Annotated in this window: 16 protein-coding genes and 2 tRNA genes; 9 read left to right on the top strand and 9 right to left on the bottom strand. The window is 28.6% G+C overall.

All coding sequences use genetic code 11. The features are described 5' to 3' along the window. The 5 genes from MC378_RS03345 to MC378_RS03325 all read left to right on the top strand — a co-directional run bounded on the left by MC378_RS03345 (position 1) and on the right by MC378_RS03325 (position 4,476). Positions 1-543: an AAA family ATPase gene (locus MC378_RS03345; protein ID WP_242177306.1), complete on the top strand. Its 543-nt coding sequence runs from the start codon at positions 1-3 to the stop codon at positions 541-543. After that, complete coding sequence (locus tag MC378_RS03340) at positions 540-2,432, top strand: RecQ family ATP-dependent DNA helicase (RefSeq protein WP_242177305.1); 1,893 nt, start codon at positions 540-542, stop codon at positions 2,430-2,432. Before MC378_RS03345 ends, MC378_RS03340 begins: the two co-directional genes overlap by 4 nt. 2 nt (positions 2,433-2,434) lie before the next feature. Continuing rightward, entirely contained in the window at positions 2,435-3,379 is a 945-nt protein-coding gene (gene fmt, locus MC378_RS03335; protein WP_242177304.1) for a methionyl-tRNA formyltransferase, read from the top strand. A 187-nt stretch (positions 3,380-3,566) separates the two neighbouring features. Continuing rightward, a complete protein-coding gene (locus MC378_RS03330) occupies positions 3,567-3,839 on the top strand; it encodes an HU family DNA-binding protein (protein WP_091893855.1) in 273 nt (90 codons plus the stop codon). Between the two features lie 79 nt (positions 3,840-3,918). After that, entirely contained in the window at positions 3,919-4,476 is a 558-nt protein-coding gene (locus MC378_RS03325) for a YqgE/AlgH family protein (protein ID WP_242177303.1), read from the top strand. Here MC378_RS03325 and MC378_RS03320 read toward each other — a convergent pair. Next, positions 4,473-5,306, bottom strand: a complete 834-nt coding sequence (locus MC378_RS03320; RefSeq protein ID WP_242177302.1) for an aminotransferase class IV — start codon at positions 5,304-5,306, stop codon at positions 4,473-4,475. The genes MC378_RS03325 and MC378_RS03320 overlap by 4 nt on opposite strands. A 104-nt stretch (positions 5,307-5,410) precedes the next feature. Beyond that, positions 5,411-5,794, bottom strand: a complete 384-nt coding sequence (locus MC378_RS03315) for an START-like domain-containing protein (RefSeq protein ID WP_242177301.1) — start codon at positions 5,792-5,794, stop codon at positions 5,411-5,413. Between the two features lie 112 nt (positions 5,795-5,906). Here MC378_RS03315 and MC378_RS03310 point away from each other — a divergent pair. Further along, positions 5,907-5,980 (top strand) — tRNA-Met (locus MC378_RS03310). 677 nt (positions 5,981-6,657) lie between these two features. Beyond that, positions 6,658-6,730: transfer RNA gene (locus tag MC378_RS03305), tRNA-Gly, on the top strand. Positions 6,731-6,778: 48 nt separating this feature from the next. On the opposite strand, the gene MC378_RS03300 is transcribed toward MC378_RS03305, so the two are convergent. Beyond that, complete coding sequence (locus MC378_RS03300; protein WP_242177300.1) at positions 6,779-7,435, bottom strand: rhomboid family intramembrane serine protease; 657 nt, start codon at positions 7,433-7,435, stop codon at positions 6,779-6,781. An 83-nt stretch (positions 7,436-7,518) separates the two neighbouring features. Between MC378_RS03300 and MC378_RS03295 the strand changes: the two genes are divergently transcribed. Then, positions 7,519-8,409 carry a lysophospholipid acyltransferase family protein gene (locus MC378_RS03295; protein WP_242177299.1) on the top strand — a complete coding sequence of 297 codons (891 nt, stop codon included), beginning with the start codon at positions 7,519-7,521 and terminating at the stop codon, positions 8,407-8,409. Here MC378_RS03295 and MC378_RS03290 read toward each other — a convergent pair. The 4 genes from MC378_RS03290 to rpsA form a co-directional block, all read right to left on the bottom strand. Further along, positions 8,404-9,870 (bottom strand): aminotransferase class V-fold PLP-dependent enzyme, encoded by a 1,467-nt coding sequence (locus MC378_RS03290; protein WP_242177298.1) that lies wholly within the window; start codon positions 9,868-9,870, stop codon positions 8,404-8,406. The genes MC378_RS03295 and MC378_RS03290 overlap by 6 nt on opposite strands. A 2-nt stretch (positions 9,871-9,872) precedes the next feature. Continuing rightward, positions 9,873-10,712: a hypothetical protein gene (locus MC378_RS03285; RefSeq protein ID WP_242177653.1), complete on the bottom strand. Its 840-nt coding sequence runs from the start codon at positions 10,710-10,712 to the stop codon at positions 9,873-9,875. A 1-nt stretch (position 10,713) separates the two neighbouring features. Then, entirely contained in the window at positions 10,714-12,105 is a 1,392-nt protein-coding gene (gene glmM / locus MC378_RS03280) for a phosphoglucosamine mutase (RefSeq protein WP_242177297.1), read from the bottom strand. Between the two features lie 341 nt (positions 12,106-12,446). Then, positions 12,447-14,267 (bottom strand): 30S ribosomal protein S1, encoded by a 1,821-nt coding sequence (gene rpsA / locus MC378_RS03275; RefSeq protein WP_242177296.1) that lies wholly within the window; start codon positions 14,265-14,267, stop codon positions 12,447-12,449. Positions 14,268-14,510: 243 nt separating this feature from the next. On the opposite strand from rpsA, the gene MC378_RS03270 reads away from it, so the two are divergent. Then, positions 14,511-15,140 (top strand): 7-carboxy-7-deazaguanine synthase QueE, encoded by a 630-nt coding sequence (locus tag MC378_RS03270; RefSeq protein WP_242177295.1) that lies wholly within the window; start codon positions 14,511-14,513, stop codon positions 15,138-15,140. 3 nt (positions 15,141-15,143) lie between these two features. Here the strand turns inward: MC378_RS03270 and cmk are convergent, their stop codons facing one another. Further along, positions 15,144-15,836, bottom strand: a complete 693-nt coding sequence (gene cmk / locus MC378_RS03265) for a (d)CMP kinase (protein WP_242177294.1) — start codon at positions 15,834-15,836, stop codon at positions 15,144-15,146. A 1-nt stretch (position 15,837) separates the two neighbouring features. Then, positions 15,838-16,860 carry a type IX secretion system protein PorQ gene (gene porQ, locus MC378_RS03260; RefSeq protein ID WP_242177293.1) on the bottom strand — a complete coding sequence of 341 codons (1,023 nt, stop codon included), beginning with the start codon at positions 16,858-16,860 and terminating at the stop codon, positions 15,838-15,840. Positions 16,861-17,044 lie beyond the last annotated feature (184 nt).

Raw genomic sequence — 17,044 nt, 5'->3', positions numbered from 1 at the left:
ATGCAGCAGAAAATTGTTTTAATTGGTGGCCCTGGAACAGGAAAAACTACAGTACTTAACGAAGTAAAAAAAAGAGGGTTTTATTGTTTTGAAGAAATTTCTAGAGAAGTTACTCTCAAAGCTCAAAAACAAGGAATAGATCAATTGTTTTTAACAGAACCTTTATTGTTTAGTAAAATGCTTTTAGAAGGAAGAGAAGAACAGTATCTTTCTGCCCACAAAAGCAAAGAAAACCTTGTTTTTTTTGATAGAGGAATCCCTGATATTCATGCTTATATGAACTATTTCAAAACAGATTTCCCTTCTTACTTTTTAGAAAAAAGTTTAAAATACAAGTATGATAAAATCTTTCATTTCTCTCCTTGGGAAGAAATACATACAACCGATAACGAACGTTACGAAACTTTCGAAGAATCAATCATTATTGATGATTTTTTAATCAATGCGTACCAAGAAGTAGGCTACAATATTATTAATGTTCCTTTCGGCTCTATTAAAGAACGTACCGATTTTATCATTAATTCGCTTGCATGCGGTTTATGATTTCTGCAAAAGAAATATTATTAAAATATTGGGGATTTTCTACTTTTAGAAAACCTCAAGAAGAAATTATTAACTCCGTTTTAAACAAAAAGGATATTATAACTTTACTTCCTACAGGTGGTGGAAAATCTATTTGTTTTCAAGTTCCTGCATTAGTGCAAGAAGGTACTTGTTTGGTAATTTCTCCATTAATAGCACTCATGCAAGATCAAGTAGAGAACTTAAAAAAGCTGAACATTAAAGCAACTTTAATTCCTTCTAACAAAAAACAAGAAGAAATAATTACCCTTTTTGATAATATAAAATTCGGTAATTATAAATTTCTATATATTTCTCCAGAAAGATTACAGTCAAATTTTATTCAACAAAAAATTAAGCAATTAAACATTAATTTAATTGCAATTGATGAAGCTCATTGTATTTCTGAATGGGGACATGATTTTAGACCCTCCTACAGAAATATAAAAATTCTTAGAAGTTTAAAACCAGAGGTAAATTTTATTGCTTTAACAGCTACAGCAAATAAAAAAGTATTAGAAGATATTGCTAATAATTTAGAGTTAAGCAATCCTATAATTTGTAAAAAATCTTTTTTTCGAAAAAATTTAGCTTATCAAATTTTTACAGTTGAAGATAAATTACTTCGATTACAACAAATTTTTACTAAAACGAAATCTCCTGCAATAGTCTACGTTAATTCAAGAAAAAAAACAGAAGAAATTTCAAATTATTTAAATGCTAACCATTTTAAAAGTAGTTTTTACCATGGAGGATTATCACCCATAGAAAAGCAAAGATCTTTTACAAATTGGATGATTGAAGAAACACCAATTATTGTAGCAACAAATGCTTTTGGAATGGGAATAGACAAACCAAATGTAGGATTGGTAATACACTATAATTTACCTTCTAGCATAGAAAACTACATACAAGAAACAGGTAGAGCAGGCAGAAATGGTAAAAAATCATTTGCCGTTTTATTACAAAATGAAAATGATGTTTTTCTTTTTAAAGAGCAAATAAAAAAATCTTTACCAAATATTCCTGAAATTAAAGAAATACATAAAAAATTATACCAGCATTTTCATATCGCTAATGGAGAAATTCTCGAAGAATCTTTCAATTTTAATTTGTTAGATTTTAGTAAAAAGTACAATTTCTCTACATTTAAAGTAGATGCTACCCTTAAAATTTTAGCTAATAATGGAGTTTTTGAAATAAGCAATAATTACAACCAAAAATCTAGTTTACAATTCATTGCAAATCATAAGAGTGTACTAAATTACATTCATAAAAATGATTCATTAAAAAAATTCGTCAACACTATTTTAAGAACTTATGGAGGTCTTTTTGAACAAGAAACAAAAATAAACGAATTTATAATAGCTAAAAAATCTGGTATTACTTCTAAGCAAGTTGTCCATAATTTAAAACAATTAGAAAAAGCAAATCTGGTAGAGTATAAACCAGTAAATTCTGATGCAGAAATTACTTTTTTAGTTCCAAGAGAAGATGACAGAACAATAAACCGTTTTTTAAAAGAGATAAAACAATTCATATCACAAAAAAACAAAAAAGCTTCAGATTTTATAACATTTATAAAAAACAATAAAGTTTGTAGAAGTATTCAACTTTTAGAATATTTTGACGAACACTCAAATATAAAGTGTGGTATTTGTGATGTTTGTTTATCAGAAAAAAGAAAAACAAAAAAAGATCTTTCTCAAGAAATTTTAGATTTACTAAAAAACGACAAAAAAATGACATCACAAGAAATAAGTTATTTTTTAAATACAGATGAACAAGGCATTTTAATACATTTGCGACAATTATTATCAGAAGATAAGTTACAAATCAACAACCAGAATAAATTTCTACTAAACAAATAAATATGAAAGATTTACGTATCGTTTTTATGGGAACTCCAGATTTTGCAGTTACTATTTTACAACATTTGGTAGAAAACAAATACAATGTAGTTGGGGTAATTACTGCCCCAGACAAACCAGCTGGAAGAGGAAGAAAACTAAATCAATCTGCAGTTAAAAAGTATGCTTTACCTCAAAACCTAAAAATTCTTCAACCTAAAAATTTAAAAAATCAAGATTTTATAGATGATTTAGAAAGTTTAAAAGCCAATTTACAAATTGTTGTTGCTTTTAGAATGTTACCTAAAGTTGTTTGGAAAATGCCCCAATACGGAACATTTAATTTACACGCGTCTCTCTTACCAGCATATAGAGGAGCAGCACCAATACATTGGTCTATAATTAATGGAGAAACAAAAACAGGTGTTACCACTTTTTTTATTGATGATAAAATTGACACCGGAGAAATTATCTTGCAAGAGGAAATTACTATTTCAACAAAAGAAACCGTTGGTTCTTTACATGATAAACTAATGTTTTTAGGAGCAGATTTGGTTGGTAAAACTGTAGACTTAATTGCTAATGGTAATGTTATAACTAAAAAACAACCAGAATTAGAAGAAAAATCGGCTCCAAAACTAAATTCTGATAATACAAAAATTGATTGGACAGATACCTTAGACAATATATATAATAAAATTCGTGGTTTAAATCCGTTTCCAACAGCATGGACTGTTATATTTAATGACAAAGAAGAAATCTCTGCTAAAATTTATGGTATTTCTAAAGAAGAAGAAAATCATAATTTTGAAATTGGTAAAATAATTGCTTCAAAAAAAGAGCTAAAAGTAGCTGTAGTAAAAGGATTCATTATTATTAATGAAATCAAACTTTCGGGTAAGAAAAAAATGGATGCAAAAAGCTTGCTAAATGGCTTTACTTTTTCTTCAGAAGCCAAAATGATGTAACCCCTTTATTAGTAAGCTTTCTATCGATTTTGTGTTTTACAAAGCATCTTTATTAACAATTTGCATACTTTTATTAACAAAAAGGCACTTTTTTCGCCTTCATATTTGCGTAAACCCTTAATCCGTCTATATTTGTTAAGCTTTTAAGCACAAAATAATATTCAATTAATTTAAAAATCTATTTATTATGAACAAGTCAGATTTAATCGATGCAATGGCTGCTGATGCAGGAATTTCAAAAGTAGCTGCTAAAGCTGCATTAGAATCTTTTACAGACAATGTAACTGCTGCTTTAAAAGGTGGAGATAAAGTTGCATTAGTTGGTTTTGGAACTTTTTCTGTTTCTAACAGAGCTGCAAGAAGTGGAAGAAACCCACAAACTGGTAAAACTATCCAAATTGCTGCTAAAAATGTAGCAAAATTTAAAGCTGGAGCTGGATTAAGCGACGCTGTAAACTAAAAACTTTACAGTTCAGTTATAAAGAAACTCTCTTTTTAAGGGAGTTTTTTTTATTCTTATATTTTACATATATTTACTTATGAGCCACTTAAAACCTAGAAAAGGTAGATTATTAATTGCTGAACCTTCTATTTTAAATGATAATTCTTTTAATAGAGCAATCATTTTAATTACAGAATATACAGATAATAATTCTGTTGGTTTTATTCTTAATAGACCTTTAAATTATACTATTAACGATTTATTACCTGATATAAATTGTGATTTTAAAATTTATCAAGGAGGTCCTGTAGAACAGGATAATTTATACTTTATTCATAGAATTCCTAATTTACTTCCAGAAAGTATTGAAGTTGATAAAGGTATTTTTTGGGGAGGAAATTTTGATTCTTTAAAACATTTATTAAATAATAATTTACTAGAAGAAAATGATATCCGATTTTTTCTTGGTTATTCGGGTTGGGGGAAAGATCAACTTACAAACGAACTAAAAGAAAACTCTTGGTTTGTGTCCGAAAATGATTTTAAAAACATTTTTTCTAGTGATAATGAACCCCTTTGGAGAAATAAATTACTACAAAAAGGAGGTAATTATAAACTTTGGGCAAATGCGCCAAGTGACATCAACTTAAATTAGGCCGTAGTTACTTCTAATATTTTTAAATTACTGCTTATTCTCTCAGAGAGTTTTGTTGTAAAAACTTTCTTTTTGTAATTACTAACAGGTTGAATCCCTATAATTGCATTTGTTATAAAAACTTCGTCTGCTTTTTGAATTTCAAACGGAGAAATTGAAGTTTCTTCTAAAGTATAATCTTGATTTTTTTGAAGAATTTCTATTACTTTGTTCCTCACAACACCTTTAATACAACCTTCCGTTAAAGCTGGTGTTTTAACAACAGTATTTTTTACTATAAATATATTTCCGTTAGTAACTTCTACAACACCTTTATTTTCATTAATTAAAATACAATTATCTAAATTATTTTCTTTAGCATAAATACTAGCTAAAGTATTAAGCATTCTGTTATTGGTTTTTATCGTAGATAATAACCCAGAATAATTATAAAAATCTTTAAAAACATCAATCTTATAGTTTTTTTTGATTTGATAGGTATTAGCTTTTACATCTATTAAATAATTAATTTCATTGGTTAAAGGAGTGTAAAGGCCTCCATCTTTTCTAAAAACATTTAATCGAACTCTAAAAGAAGAAGATTGATCTTGAACAGCAACTGTTTTTAAAATTTCTTGTTCAAGAAACTCTAAGGTAAACTTCATTGGAATTTTCATACGCAACATTCTCATAGAAGCCATTAGCCTAAAGTAATGATCTTCCCAAAACACCACCTTCTGGTTTACAACTTTAATCGTTTCAAAAATAGAATCTCCATATTTAAATCCTCTATTCTCTATAGAAAGTTTCACTTTTTCTTCAAATAACAATTCACCATTAAAATTAACCATTCGTAATCTATTTTTTAGAAATACAAAATTAAGGTATTTTACAAGAAAAAGAGCATAAAAAAACTCAGCTATTAGCTGAGTTTTTAATTTTATTTGACATTTAATTATGCCCCAATTGTATGTTTTAATTCATCAATTTGATTTTCCCATAATTGTTTTGCCTCTTCTACTTCATCTTCATCTTCTGCAAAATCAGTAATAATTAAAGAAACATCTTTAGTTAAAGCATCTACTTGAATCAAAATTTCAAAATAACTTTCATCATCTTCACTCTCTAACCATTTAAAACGGATTCTTTCACCAGACTTTTTAGCAATTAATTCGGCCTCTTCTTCTGTTCCCTCCCAAAAAAAGCTAAATATTTTTCCTCTAGAATTTACTTTATCTGCAAACCATTCTTGCAAATTAGATGGAGATGAAATATATTGATACAACATGCTTGGAGATGCATGAACTGGTATTTCTAAAGTGTATTTTACTTTACTCATTTTAATTTTTTCTTAAGTTGACAAGATAGGTATTAATTCTATTTTAAAAAAATTAAAAACACATCTTGCTCATTTATAAAAATCGATTATATTTGCACCCTCAAATACCAATGGCGAGGTAGCTCAGTTGGTTAGAGCGCAGGATTCATAACCCTGAGGTCACGGGTTCAAATCCCGTTCTCGCTACTAAAAATCTCAAACAATTTGTTTGAGATTTTTTATTTTACATTAGTTTTCAGGCTTTTATAAACAATTAATCGAACTCTTTCTGCTTAACACTGTTCTTTAAAAGAATTACATAGTTCTCTATCTTTTTCACATCTCTTAAAAATTTAAAATTTTATAGAAATCATTTTATTCTTAAAAGTTTCCTTTTATATTTCCAAACAGAGTTAAATTCTATTATAAATGCTACTTAAAATAATATATTAACTAAATCATTTTAGTAAAAGCATGATTAATTACATTTCAAAAAAAAGAAATTTAAACAATTGCTCCTTTATTATCAGTATTAAAAATAAGCCTCAAAAATTATTTATTGTGAAAAAAATCTCATAAATGAAGATAAAAACCTTTTATTGATAAAAATTGAATAAGAATCTTTGGTCATTGATATTTTAAAAAACATAATATTAATAAAACAGTAGAACCAAATTATGTAATTATGAATGTCTCTTTTAAAGATCAAAACATTGATAAACAATTTTTTAAATAGATTGACAATTCTGTAAAAATTTAAGCTTCCAAAATTTCTGGTTTCCTTTTTCTAAAGGTCATACGTCAAGATGAAAATTTTTATTAATTTTTAAACAAAAAACATTGCAGAAGTAAAAAATGATTTTATATTTGCATCTCTTTACCACGCGAAAGTAGCTCAGTTGGTAGAGCGTCAGCCTTCCAAGCTGAATGTCGCCGGTTCGAACCCGGTCTTTCGCTCAAAAGACTTTACTTAATTGTAAAGTCTTTTTTTATGTTTTATTTTCTCTACAAATCTTTTAATTTATCGCCAAAAAGAAATAATAAAATAATAGGTATTGCTAATAAAATAACCATTAATTTATTGGCTGTAAACAATATAGGATTTAATAATAAAGTAATCGCAAATCCTCCTATTGCCCCCCCTAAATGTGCTGAATGACCAACATTTCCAAGCTGCTTTTTCATTCCATAAATAGAATATAACAAATAACCTACTCCAAAAACATATCCCGGAATTGGAATAGGAATAAATAATAAGTACAAATTCATTCCTGGATATAGTAAAATTGAAGAATATATAATTCCAGAAACAGCACCAGAAGCACCAACGGCACTATAATATGGTTCGTCTTTATGATATTTTAAAGAATATAAACTTCCAGCTAACAAACTTCCAAAATAAATAATTAAAAATTCTGGGATTCCTAGAATAGTAGTAACAATATTTCCAAATAAGTATAATGCATACATATTAAAACCTAGGTGTAACCAATCTACATGTAAAAAACCAGAGGTTAATGTTCTAATTTTTTCTCCAGCTAAAACTCTACCTACTTGAAATTTATATTTATCTAAAAAAGAATAATCATTAAATCCTTTCATAGAAACCAGTACGTTAGCTATTATAATGAGTAAAACTGCTTGATTTATATTTCCTATCATATAACAAACATAGCAAAATCAATTTAGTAATGCTATTGCATTTTAAATTTATATACGATATTTGTATCTCAAAAAACAACTTTATGCAGTTTTTAATTTTCGCACTTACCTACCCTTTTATTTGGTTATTTTCTAGATTACCAATGAGAATTTTATATATAAAATCTGATATCTTTTTCTTCCTTTTATATTATATCATTGGCTATAGAAAAAAAGTCGTTTTCGAAAACTTAAAACTAGCTTTTCCTAATAAAAGTGATGAAGAACTAAAAACTCTTTCAAAAAAGTTTTTTAGACATCTAATGGATTTATTTATGGAAAGTGTAAAAGCTTTTTCTATTTCAGAAAAACAAATATTAAAACGCTACAAGTATAAAAACCCCGAATTGATAAATGAACTTACCAAAAAAGGAAAAAGTATTGCTTTAGTTGGTGCACATCAAGCAAATTGGGAATGGTCTATTAGCTTGCCTTTAGTTTTGGATATTGATGTATATGGAGCTTACACGAAACTGAATAACAAGTATTTTGAAAAAGCTGTGAGAGATTCAAGAGAAAAATTTGGCATTAACGGCTACAAAACTTCAGATACAGTAAAAGGTATGAAAAAGAATTTTGACGAAAAAAAACAAGGTTTATATGTCTTATTAAGTGATCAATCTCCTCAAATTCATAAAACATTTTATTGGAGAGATTTTTTTAATGTAAAGGTACCTGTTCACACAGGAGCAGAAATGCTATCTAAAAAGTTTGATTTAGCAGTTGTTAACTATGTAACTAGAAAAGTAAAAAGAGGTTATTACGAAACAGAATTTCAGCTAATAACTGAAACACCAAAAGAATTTGATAATTATAATATTACAGATAAATATATCAATTTAACAGAGCAAAATATTAAGAAACAACCAGCACTTTATTTATGGTCTCATAAACGTTTTAAACATAAAGATAAAGTGCCAGCTGAATTTTTATAAAGAAAACCAATCTGCAACTAACTTTCTTTCTATTGGGGTAGCAGTATTATGTACGAAATCATTTTTTATAGAATCGTACTTATAGTCTTTAGACCAATCTGCAATATTTTCTGATAATTCTTCTAAAGCATTACAAATAAAAGTAACTTCACTATTGGTTACTGTTGGATGAACTGATAAGCGAACCCAACCTGGTTTATCTGTATTACAACCATGCAAAATTTCATCTTTTATTCTATTTGAAGTTGCTTGATCTACGTTTAGTAAAAAGTGTCCGTAAGTTCCTGCACAAGAACACCCTCCTCTTGTTTGAATTCCGAATCTATCATTTAATAGTTTTACAACTAAGTTAAAATGATATTTTTCAAAATAGAAAGAAAAAATACTTAAACGTTCTTTATGATTTGGAGCCAATATTTTTACTCCTGGAAGTTTTTCTAAAGTAGTAAAAAGGACTTTGTTAATTTCATCCTCACGCAATTGAATCTTATCCGTTCCCATTTTTTCTTTTAACTGAATGGAAAGTGCAATTTTTATTGTTTGTAAAAAAGCAGGAGTTCCTCCATCTTCACGTGTTTCTACATCATCAAAATAATCATGTTGCCCCCATGGATTTGTATAGCTTACAGTTCCTCCTCCTGGATTATCTGGTACTGTATTCTTGTACAACCTTTTATTAAAAATCAATACTCCAGAACTTCCTGGCCCTCCTAAAAATTTATGTGGAGAAAAGAAAATGGCATCCAAATATTCATCTTCATTTTCTGGATGCATATTGATATCTGTATAAGGCGCACAACAAGCAAAGTCTACAAAACATAAACCATTGTATTGATGAATTAATTTTGCAATTTTATGATACTCCGTTTTAATACCTGTTACGTTAGAGCAAGCGGTTATAGAAGCTATTTTTATTGTTCTATGATTGTGTTCTTGAATACATTTTTCAAAACTTTTTAAACAAATTAACCCTTCATTATTACAAGGAACAACAACAACATCTGCAATAGTTTCTAGCCAAGAAGTTTGATTTGAATGATGTTCCATGTGAGATACAAAAACTATAGGTTTTATATCTTCTGGAATATTGGTATGTTCTTTTAAGGCTTCACAAACTTTAAGCCCTAAAATTCGTTGAAATTTATTGACAACACCTGTCATACCCGAACCTTCTGTTATTAAAACATCATTTTTACTTGCATTTACATGACGTTTTATAATATTTCTTGCTTCATGATACGCTAAGGTCATTGCTGCTCCAGAAGTTGATGTTTCTGTATGTGTATTGGCTACAAATGGACCAAATTCATTAGCAATTTTTTCTTCAATAGGTCGGTATAACCTTCCGCTTGCAGTCCAATCTGCATACATTAAATTTTTCTCTCCATAAGGAGATGTAAAGGTTTGATTGACACCTATTATTTGATCTCTAAATTGAGAAAAATACTTTTCTAAATTCATAATTACTTCTTTAAGATATTAAACCTAGCTCCAAAAACTATATTTCTTTGTAAAAAAGTAAAACTTTGCGAAGCTTTATCTTCTGGATTATTAGTAGTTCTTATATTAGGCATTTTTATATAACCATATTTTAAATCTGTTTGCACAAAAAAGTATTTAAAAAAAGTTAAGTTTAATCCTACTCCTGCAGAAATTCCCCAACCAGAAACATTAAATTCATCCCATCTTTCTTGGTCAAATAAAGTTGCATTTGTTCTAGGATATAAAATTCCTACTCCAAATCCTTCGGTAATATTTAATTGAAAATTTTTATTATTCATTCCGATTAAATGTCCAATTTCATCAAATCTTTTAAGCTCTACATTTACATAGTTTAAACCATCAGTATGTTCGAACTTTAAAAAATCGTGAGTTAACACTATATCATCATTATTGTATATACCATCAAAAGGCGTTCCTGCATTAATCACTCCATTAATTTTTACATTCTGATAAGGGCTCATTACATATTTCATATGATCTACACCTACAGAAATAGTATAGTTATCATTAAAAAAATAACCAATTCTTACATTTGTTTGTGGAATTGTAATTCTTAAAGGGTTGAAATAATCGTAAAAATTAAACGGAGTTATTCTATCTTTTGCTTTTACATTTTGTAAAGTAAAATTGTAATTTGATCCTGTAAAAGTGATATCTGAATTTGAGTAGTTTGCCCTATTCCAACCCCAATACACAAACATTTTACCTTTGTTAGATACTTTCTTAACTTTTTTTTCTTGTGAAAAAACAGTAGTTGCAATTAATAAAAACGATAAAAATACAAGTTTTAGTTTCAAAATATTATGCTATTATTTCTTTAATTTCTTTTATAAATCTTACTGCCAAATCATCTGCAGCTTGTTGTGTTTTTGCTTCTGTATAAATTCTAATAATAGGTTCTGTATTAGACTTACGTAAATGAATCCATTCATTAGCAAAATCTATCTTTACACCATCAATTGTATTTACATCTTGATTTTTGTAGGTAGAAGCCATTGTTTCTAAAATATTATCAACATCTATTTCTGGGGTCAATTGAATTTTATTCTTGCTCATAAAATAACTTGGATAGGAGTCTCTTAAAGTTTTACAAGATACTTTTTGATGTGCTAAATGCGATAAAAACAAAGCTACACCAACTAAAGAATCACGTCCGTAATGAGAATCTGGATAGATAATTCCACCATTTCCTTCACCACCAATTACCGTGTTGGTTTCTTTCATTTTAATAACAACATTTACTTCTCCAACTGCAGAAGCAGTGTAAGTTCCTCCATGTTTTTGAGTAACATCTCTTAGAGCTCTAGATGATGATAAATTAGAAACAGTATTTCCTCCTCCTAAACGTCCTAAAACATAATCTGCACAAGCCACCAAAGTATATTCTTCTCCAAACATAGAACCGTCTTCAGAAACCAAAGCCAATCTATCTACATCTGGATCTACTACGATACCAAAATCTGCTTTTTCTTTTACGACAAGATTAGAGATATCTGTTAAATGTTCTTTTAAAGGTTCTGGATTGTGAGGAAACTGACCGTTTGGTGTACAATATAATTCAACACATTCTACATTTAACTCTTTTAATAAAGCAGGAATAAAAATTCCTCCAGTAGAATTTACACCATCTACAACTACTTTAAAATTTGCTTTTCTGATAGCTTCAACATCAACCAAGTCTAAATTTAATACTTCTTCAATATGTTTTTGTAAATAAGAATTGTCTTTTGTATAAGTTCCTAAATCATCTACATCTGCAAATTCAAAATCTTCGCTTTCTGCTAAGGCAAGAATTTTTTCACCTTCTGCTCCGTTTAAAAATTCACCTTTCTCATTTAATAATTTTAAAGCATTCCATTGTTTTGGATTATGAGAGGCAGTTAAAATAATTCCTCCATCAGCATTTTCTAACGGAACAGCTACTTCTACTGTTGGGGTAGTTGATAAACCTAAATCGATTACATCAATTCCTAATCCAACTAATGTGTTTGCTACCAAACTAGAAATCATTTTTCCAGAAATACGCGCATCTCTACCAATTACTACTTTTATATTTTTTTTATCGGAATTTCTTGTTTTAATAAAGGCTCCGTAAGCTGAAGCAAACTTTACAGCATCTATTGGTGTTAAATTATTTGCTGTTTTCCCACCTATAGTACCTCTAATTCCTGATATTGATTTTATTAATGTCATTGTCTTTTTTTATTAGCAAAACAAAGATAAATTATTCTGATTTAGTTCTTTGAAAAAAGCATAAAAAAGTATGGAGAATATATAATTATAACAAAAGTTGGCAAATAATCTGCGTTAGGGATTGAAGCATTTGTTTGAGCTCTTTTGTGAAGTATGAACAAAAAGCGAGTGCGTAAAGCCCGACCTAAAAGGAAACGCCCAAATAAAAAATTAAATATTGTAAAAACACAAACTATGATTCAAGTTTCAAATTTAGAAATCGCAGAAAAATTAAACAAAAAAAGCCGATGCAAATTGCACCGGCTTTTGTAATATTAAATATTAGCTTTGTTTAAAAAGAATTACTTCTTTTTACTACCAGCTTCCATTTTCTTTTTAAGATCAGCTAAACCACCTATGTCTCCTAAAGTAGTTTTCTCTGCATCAGCAGATTTTTTAACTGCAGCTTTTACATTTCTCTTTTCTTCTTCTTTAAAAATAGAAGTATGAGAAACTACAACTCTTCTGTATTCTTTAGAGAATTCTAAAATAACAAAAGGTACTGTATCTCCTTTTTCTAATTTAGAACCATCTTCTTTTTCTAAGAATCTTGTTGGTGCAAAACCTTCTACTCCATCAGCAAAAGTTACAACTGCTCCTTTATCATTCTTTTCTTTGATTGTTCCTTCATGAGTAGATCCAATAGCGTAAGTAGCTTCATGAGCATCCCAAGGGTTATCTTGTGTTTGCTTATGACCTAAGTTTAGCTTTCTGTTTTCTACATCTAATTCTAAAACCTGAACTTCTAATTTATCACCAACAGTTACAAAATCTGATGGATGTTTAATTTTCTTAGTCCAAGATAAGTCAGAGATATAAACTAAACCATCAATTCCTTCTTCTAATTCTACAAATACACCAAAGTTTGTATAATTTCTTACTGTACCAGTGTGAGTAGAACCTACAGGATATTTAGTAGTAATATCTGTCCAAGGATCTGGATGTAATTGTTTGATACCTAAAGACATTTTACGGTCTTCTCTATCTAAAGTTAAAACTTGCGCTTCTACTTTGTCTCCAACTTTTACGAAATCTTGTGCAGAACGTAAGTGAGTTGACCAAGACATTTCAGAAACGTGAATTAATCCTTCTACTCCTTGTTCTACTTCTACAAATGCTCCATAATCAGCTAAAACAACAACTTCACCAGTTACTTTATCTCCTACTTTTAAGTTGGTATCTAAAGCTTCCCAAGGATGAGCAGATAATTGTTTTAATCCTAATTGAATTCTAGATTTGTTATCATCAAAGTCTAAAATTACAACGTTTAATTTTTGGTCTAATTCTACAACCTCATTTGGATGGTTGATTCTAGACCAAGATAAATCAGTAATATGTACTAATCCGTCTACACCACCTAAATCAACAAAGACACCATAAGAAGTAATATTTTTAACAATACCTTCTAATACTTGTCCTTTTTCTAATTGACCAATAATTTCTTTTTTCTGTAATTCAATATCAGCTTCAATAAGAGCTTTATGAGATACTACAACGTTTTTAAATTCGTGGTTGATTTTCACAACTTTGAATTCCATTGTTTTCTCAACATATTGATCGTAATCTCTAATTGGCTTAACGTCAATTTGAGATCCTGGTAAAAATGCTTCGATTCCGAAAACATCTACAATCATACCACCTCTAGTTCTACATTTAACGAAACCGTTAACTACTTCACCAGTTTCATGAGCATTGTTAACACGTTCCCATGCTTTAATTACTCTTGCTTTTTTGTGAGATAATACTAATTGACCAGAAGAATCTTCTCTTTTATCAACTAATACTTCTACTTTATCTCCTTCTTTTAAACCAGAATTGTAACGAAATTCGTTTAAAGAAATAACTCCTTCAGATTTAGAGTTGATATCGATGATTGCATCTCTATCAGTAATTCTGATTACAGTTCCTTCAATAACGTCACGCTCGTTTACAAAACCTACAGTTCCTTCTAACGCTTTTTCAAATGCTTGTAATTTTTCTTCATCAACAGCTTCAATACCTTGTTCGTATTTGTGCCAGTTAAAATCAGCTAAAAATTGTTTTGGATCTACAGCTGGAGTTGCTGTTTCTTGTACTTCAGTAGCAACTACTTGCTCTTCAGTGTTTTTTGTTTCTTCAGACATTTCTGAATAATAATTTGTATCTTATTGTTTACCAGATTTTTAACGAAAAAAACGCAAAGAGTTGTTTTTATAAATTGTTTTATCTTTTCCTTTTCTAAATCTGTTATCGTAAAAAGGAGTGCAAATTTACAAAAAATACTTGATTTTTAACTAATTAGAATTAATTAATTATTCTTTTTATTCTTGATAATCAAAAAACTACCTTTGCACCTTTAAAACCTTATTGGGTAGATTTTAATGATAATGGATAAAAAGACAAAAGATTTAGTAGATAAAGGAATAATGCTTCCATTAATGGAAGAGTTTTACACCATACAAGGTGAAGGTTCTCATACAGGTACAGCCGCTTATTTTATAAGAGTTGGTGGTTGCGATGTGGGTTGCCATTGGTGTGATGTTAAAGAAAGTTGGAATGCCGATTTACATCCACCAACATTAGCAGATACTATCGTAAAAAACGTAACTAAAAATGCTAAAACAGTTGTTATTACGGGTGGTGAGCCTTTAATGTGGTCTATGGATTATATTACAGAACTGCTTCAAAAAAACAACATAAAAACGCATATAGAAACTTCTGGTGCATATCCTTTTTCTGGAAAATGGGATTGGTTTTGTCTTTCTCCAAAAAAAACAAAATTACCATTAAATGAATGTTACGCAGAAGCTGATGAACTTAAAATGATCATTCACAATAAATCTGACTTTGACTTTGCAGAACAAGAAGCTACTAAAGTTGGAGAAAAATGTCAATTATTTTTACAACCAGAATGGAGTAAAAAAGAAAAAATGACCGAACAGATTGTAAATTATGTAATGAAAAATCCTAAATGGAAAATTTCATTACAAACTCATAAATATTTAAATATCCCTTAGTCGTTAACTTTTTAATTTTTCATCTACTAGAGAACAAATTCTTTCAAACTGTTCTTGAATTCCCATATCTGAATTATCAAATTCAATAGCATCATTTGCCTTTATTAAAGGTGAATCTTCTCTTGTAGAATCAATTCTATCTCTCTCTTGAACATTAAAAAGAATCTCTGAAAATTTAACATTATCTCCTCTATCTATCAACTCTTTATAACGTCTTGTCGCTCTTTTATCTGCAGAAGCAGTCATAAATAATTTTAAATCTGCATTCGGAAAGACTACCGTACCAATATCTCTTCCATCCATTACAATCCCACTATTTTCGCCCATTTTTTGTTGTTCTGCAACAAGTTTTTTTCTTACTTCTGAAATTGTAGAAACTTTACTTACTAATTGAGAAACTTCGAGTGTTCTAATATCTTTCTCAACATTTATATTATTTAAAAACATTTCAGCAAAACCTAAGTTTTTATTAAATTTAAAAGAAAGTGTAATCTGTTTCAGGTTTAAAATTAAAGCATTATCATCTAAAAAATCTTTATCTACAAAATTATTTTGCTTTGCAAATAAAGTTACGGCTCTATACATTGCACCAGTGTCTACATAAATATAATTATATTTTTTAGCTAGTAACTTTGCTATTGTACTTTTACCTGTAGATGAAAATCCATCAATTGCAATTATTATTTTTTTTTTCATATTATCTTCTATATAAATCAATTTCTAAACTAAAAGTACTTGCATTTGCTGCAGAATGAAATTTAGAATATGCATAATTAAATTTAAATTTATTCATTTTTATTCCAAATCCGAAAGAAATTCCACTAAAAGTTCTTGCATTCTGTAATTTTAATTCAGCAGCTCTTCTAAAATTATAACCTACTCTTAAATTAATTGCGCTCTCTGGGAATAATTCAGCCCCAACTACAATATGTCTAAAAGTATTACCTAAAAATCCTATTTTTTCTTCTGTTACGTTTCCTTCCAAATCAGAAGTTTGTTCCGATGGATTTGCTACTGAAACATCCCATTGTTGTAAATTATCTATTGTGAAATGCCATTTTAAAGGTACGTGTTCTAATTTATAAGATCCTGCAACGGCAATTTTAAGTGGAAGCTTTTCAATTTTACCATTAAAAGATTTTATTTGAGTACCAACATTTCTTGCAACCAATGTTAAAGAAAATGGTTTATAAGGGCTATAATATAATATTGCAAAATCAGCAGCAACACCATAAGAAGTATAATTACTAATATTAGAGTTAATTAATTTCAAGTTAGATCCCATATACAAATTTGTCCATGGTAAATTAAAAGCATAACCAACAGAAATAGCAATATCACTTGCTCCAAAATTACCCGTTTCATTTCCATCCTCATCTGCACCAACTAAAGAACCATAATTAAGATATTTAATACTACCATGAATAGTTCCAGTTCTTCTTGATATTGTTTTGGCATAAGAAATAGATCCCACATTAATTCCTGCTAGATAACTAGAATAATTTACAGAAAACTTATTATCAATATTCTCGTTAATTACTGATGGATTCCATATTGGTTGATTTACATCATCTAAAAGAGTAAATACATCACCACCTAAAGCTATTTGTCTCGCCGAAGTAGAAAGATTTAAAAATTGATATACACTTTCTCCACCTACTTGAGCATTAATACTAGTAGATATAAATAAAAGAATTAAAGAAAATTTATATAATTTCATAGAATAGCAAAGAAACAAAGTATAAAAACAATAACGAAAATAAAACTAATTATTTTACATAAAAGAAATATATTATAATAAATCTCAATATATACAATCAAACTACCTTCACAATTAGAACAAAAATCAATTTGAATAAATTTTGTATAAAAAAAAATCCTCATATCGTAAGATATGAGGATTA

Source organism: Polaribacter marinus (assembly GCF_022662535.1).
In the GTDB taxonomy this organism is placed as follows: domain Bacteria; phylum Bacteroidota; class Bacteroidia; order Flavobacteriales; family Flavobacteriaceae; genus Polaribacter; species Polaribacter marinus.
The sequence above is the reverse complement of the archived record's forward strand: the minus strand, read 5'-3'. Positions and strand labels throughout refer to the sequence as shown.

What these genes read in the sequence shown, in the direction of transcription:
- MC378_RS03345 (WP_242177306.1), top strand. Translation starts at nt 1, where the DNA reads ATGCAGCAGAAAATTGTTTTAATTGGTGGCCCTGGAACAGGAAAAACT.
- MC378_RS03340 (WP_242177305.1), top strand. Translation starts at nt 540, where the DNA reads ATGATTTCTGCAAAAGAAATATTATTAAAATATTGGGGATTTTCTACT.
- fmt (WP_242177304.1), top strand. Translation starts at nt 2,435, where the DNA reads ATGAAAGATTTACGTATCGTTTTTATGGGAACTCCAGATTTTGCAGTT.
- MC378_RS03330 (WP_091893855.1), top strand. Translation starts at nt 3,567, where the DNA reads ATGAACAAGTCAGATTTAATCGATGCAATGGCTGCTGATGCAGGAATT.
- MC378_RS03325 (WP_242177303.1), top strand. Translation starts at nt 3,919, where the DNA reads ATGAGCCACTTAAAACCTAGAAAAGGTAGATTATTAATTGCTGAACCT.
- MC378_RS03320 (WP_242177302.1), bottom strand. Translation starts at nt 5,306, where the DNA reads ATGGTTAATTTTAATGGTGAATTGTTATTTGAAGAAAAAGTGAAACTT.
- MC378_RS03315 (WP_242177301.1), bottom strand. Translation starts at nt 5,794, where the DNA reads ATGAGTAAAGTAAAATACACTTTAGAAATACCAGTTCATGCATCTCCA.
- MC378_RS03300 (WP_242177300.1), bottom strand. Translation starts at nt 7,435, where the DNA reads ATGATAGGAAATATAAATCAAGCAGTTTTACTCATTATAATAGCTAAC.
- MC378_RS03295 (WP_242177299.1), top strand. Translation starts at nt 7,519, where the DNA reads ATGCAGTTTTTAATTTTCGCACTTACCTACCCTTTTATTTGGTTATTT.
- MC378_RS03290 (WP_242177298.1), bottom strand. Translation starts at nt 9,870, where the DNA reads ATGAATTTAGAAAAGTATTTTTCTCAATTTAGAGATCAAATAATAGGT.
- glmM (WP_242177297.1), bottom strand. Translation starts at nt 12,105, where the DNA reads ATGACATTAATAAAATCAATATCAGGAATTAGAGGTACTATAGGTGGG.
- rpsA (WP_242177296.1), bottom strand. Translation starts at nt 14,267, where the DNA reads ATGTCTGAAGAAACAAAAAACACTGAAGAGCAAGTAGTTGCTACTGAA.
- MC378_RS03270 (WP_242177295.1), top strand. Translation starts at nt 14,511, where the DNA reads ATGGATAAAAAGACAAAAGATTTAGTAGATAAAGGAATAATGCTTCCA.
- cmk (WP_242177294.1), bottom strand. Translation starts at nt 15,836, where the DNA reads ATGAAAAAAAAAATAATAATTGCAATTGATGGATTTTCATCTACAGGT.
- porQ (WP_242177293.1), bottom strand. Translation starts at nt 16,860, where the DNA reads ATGAAATTATATAAATTTTCTTTAATTCTTTTATTTATATCTACTAGT.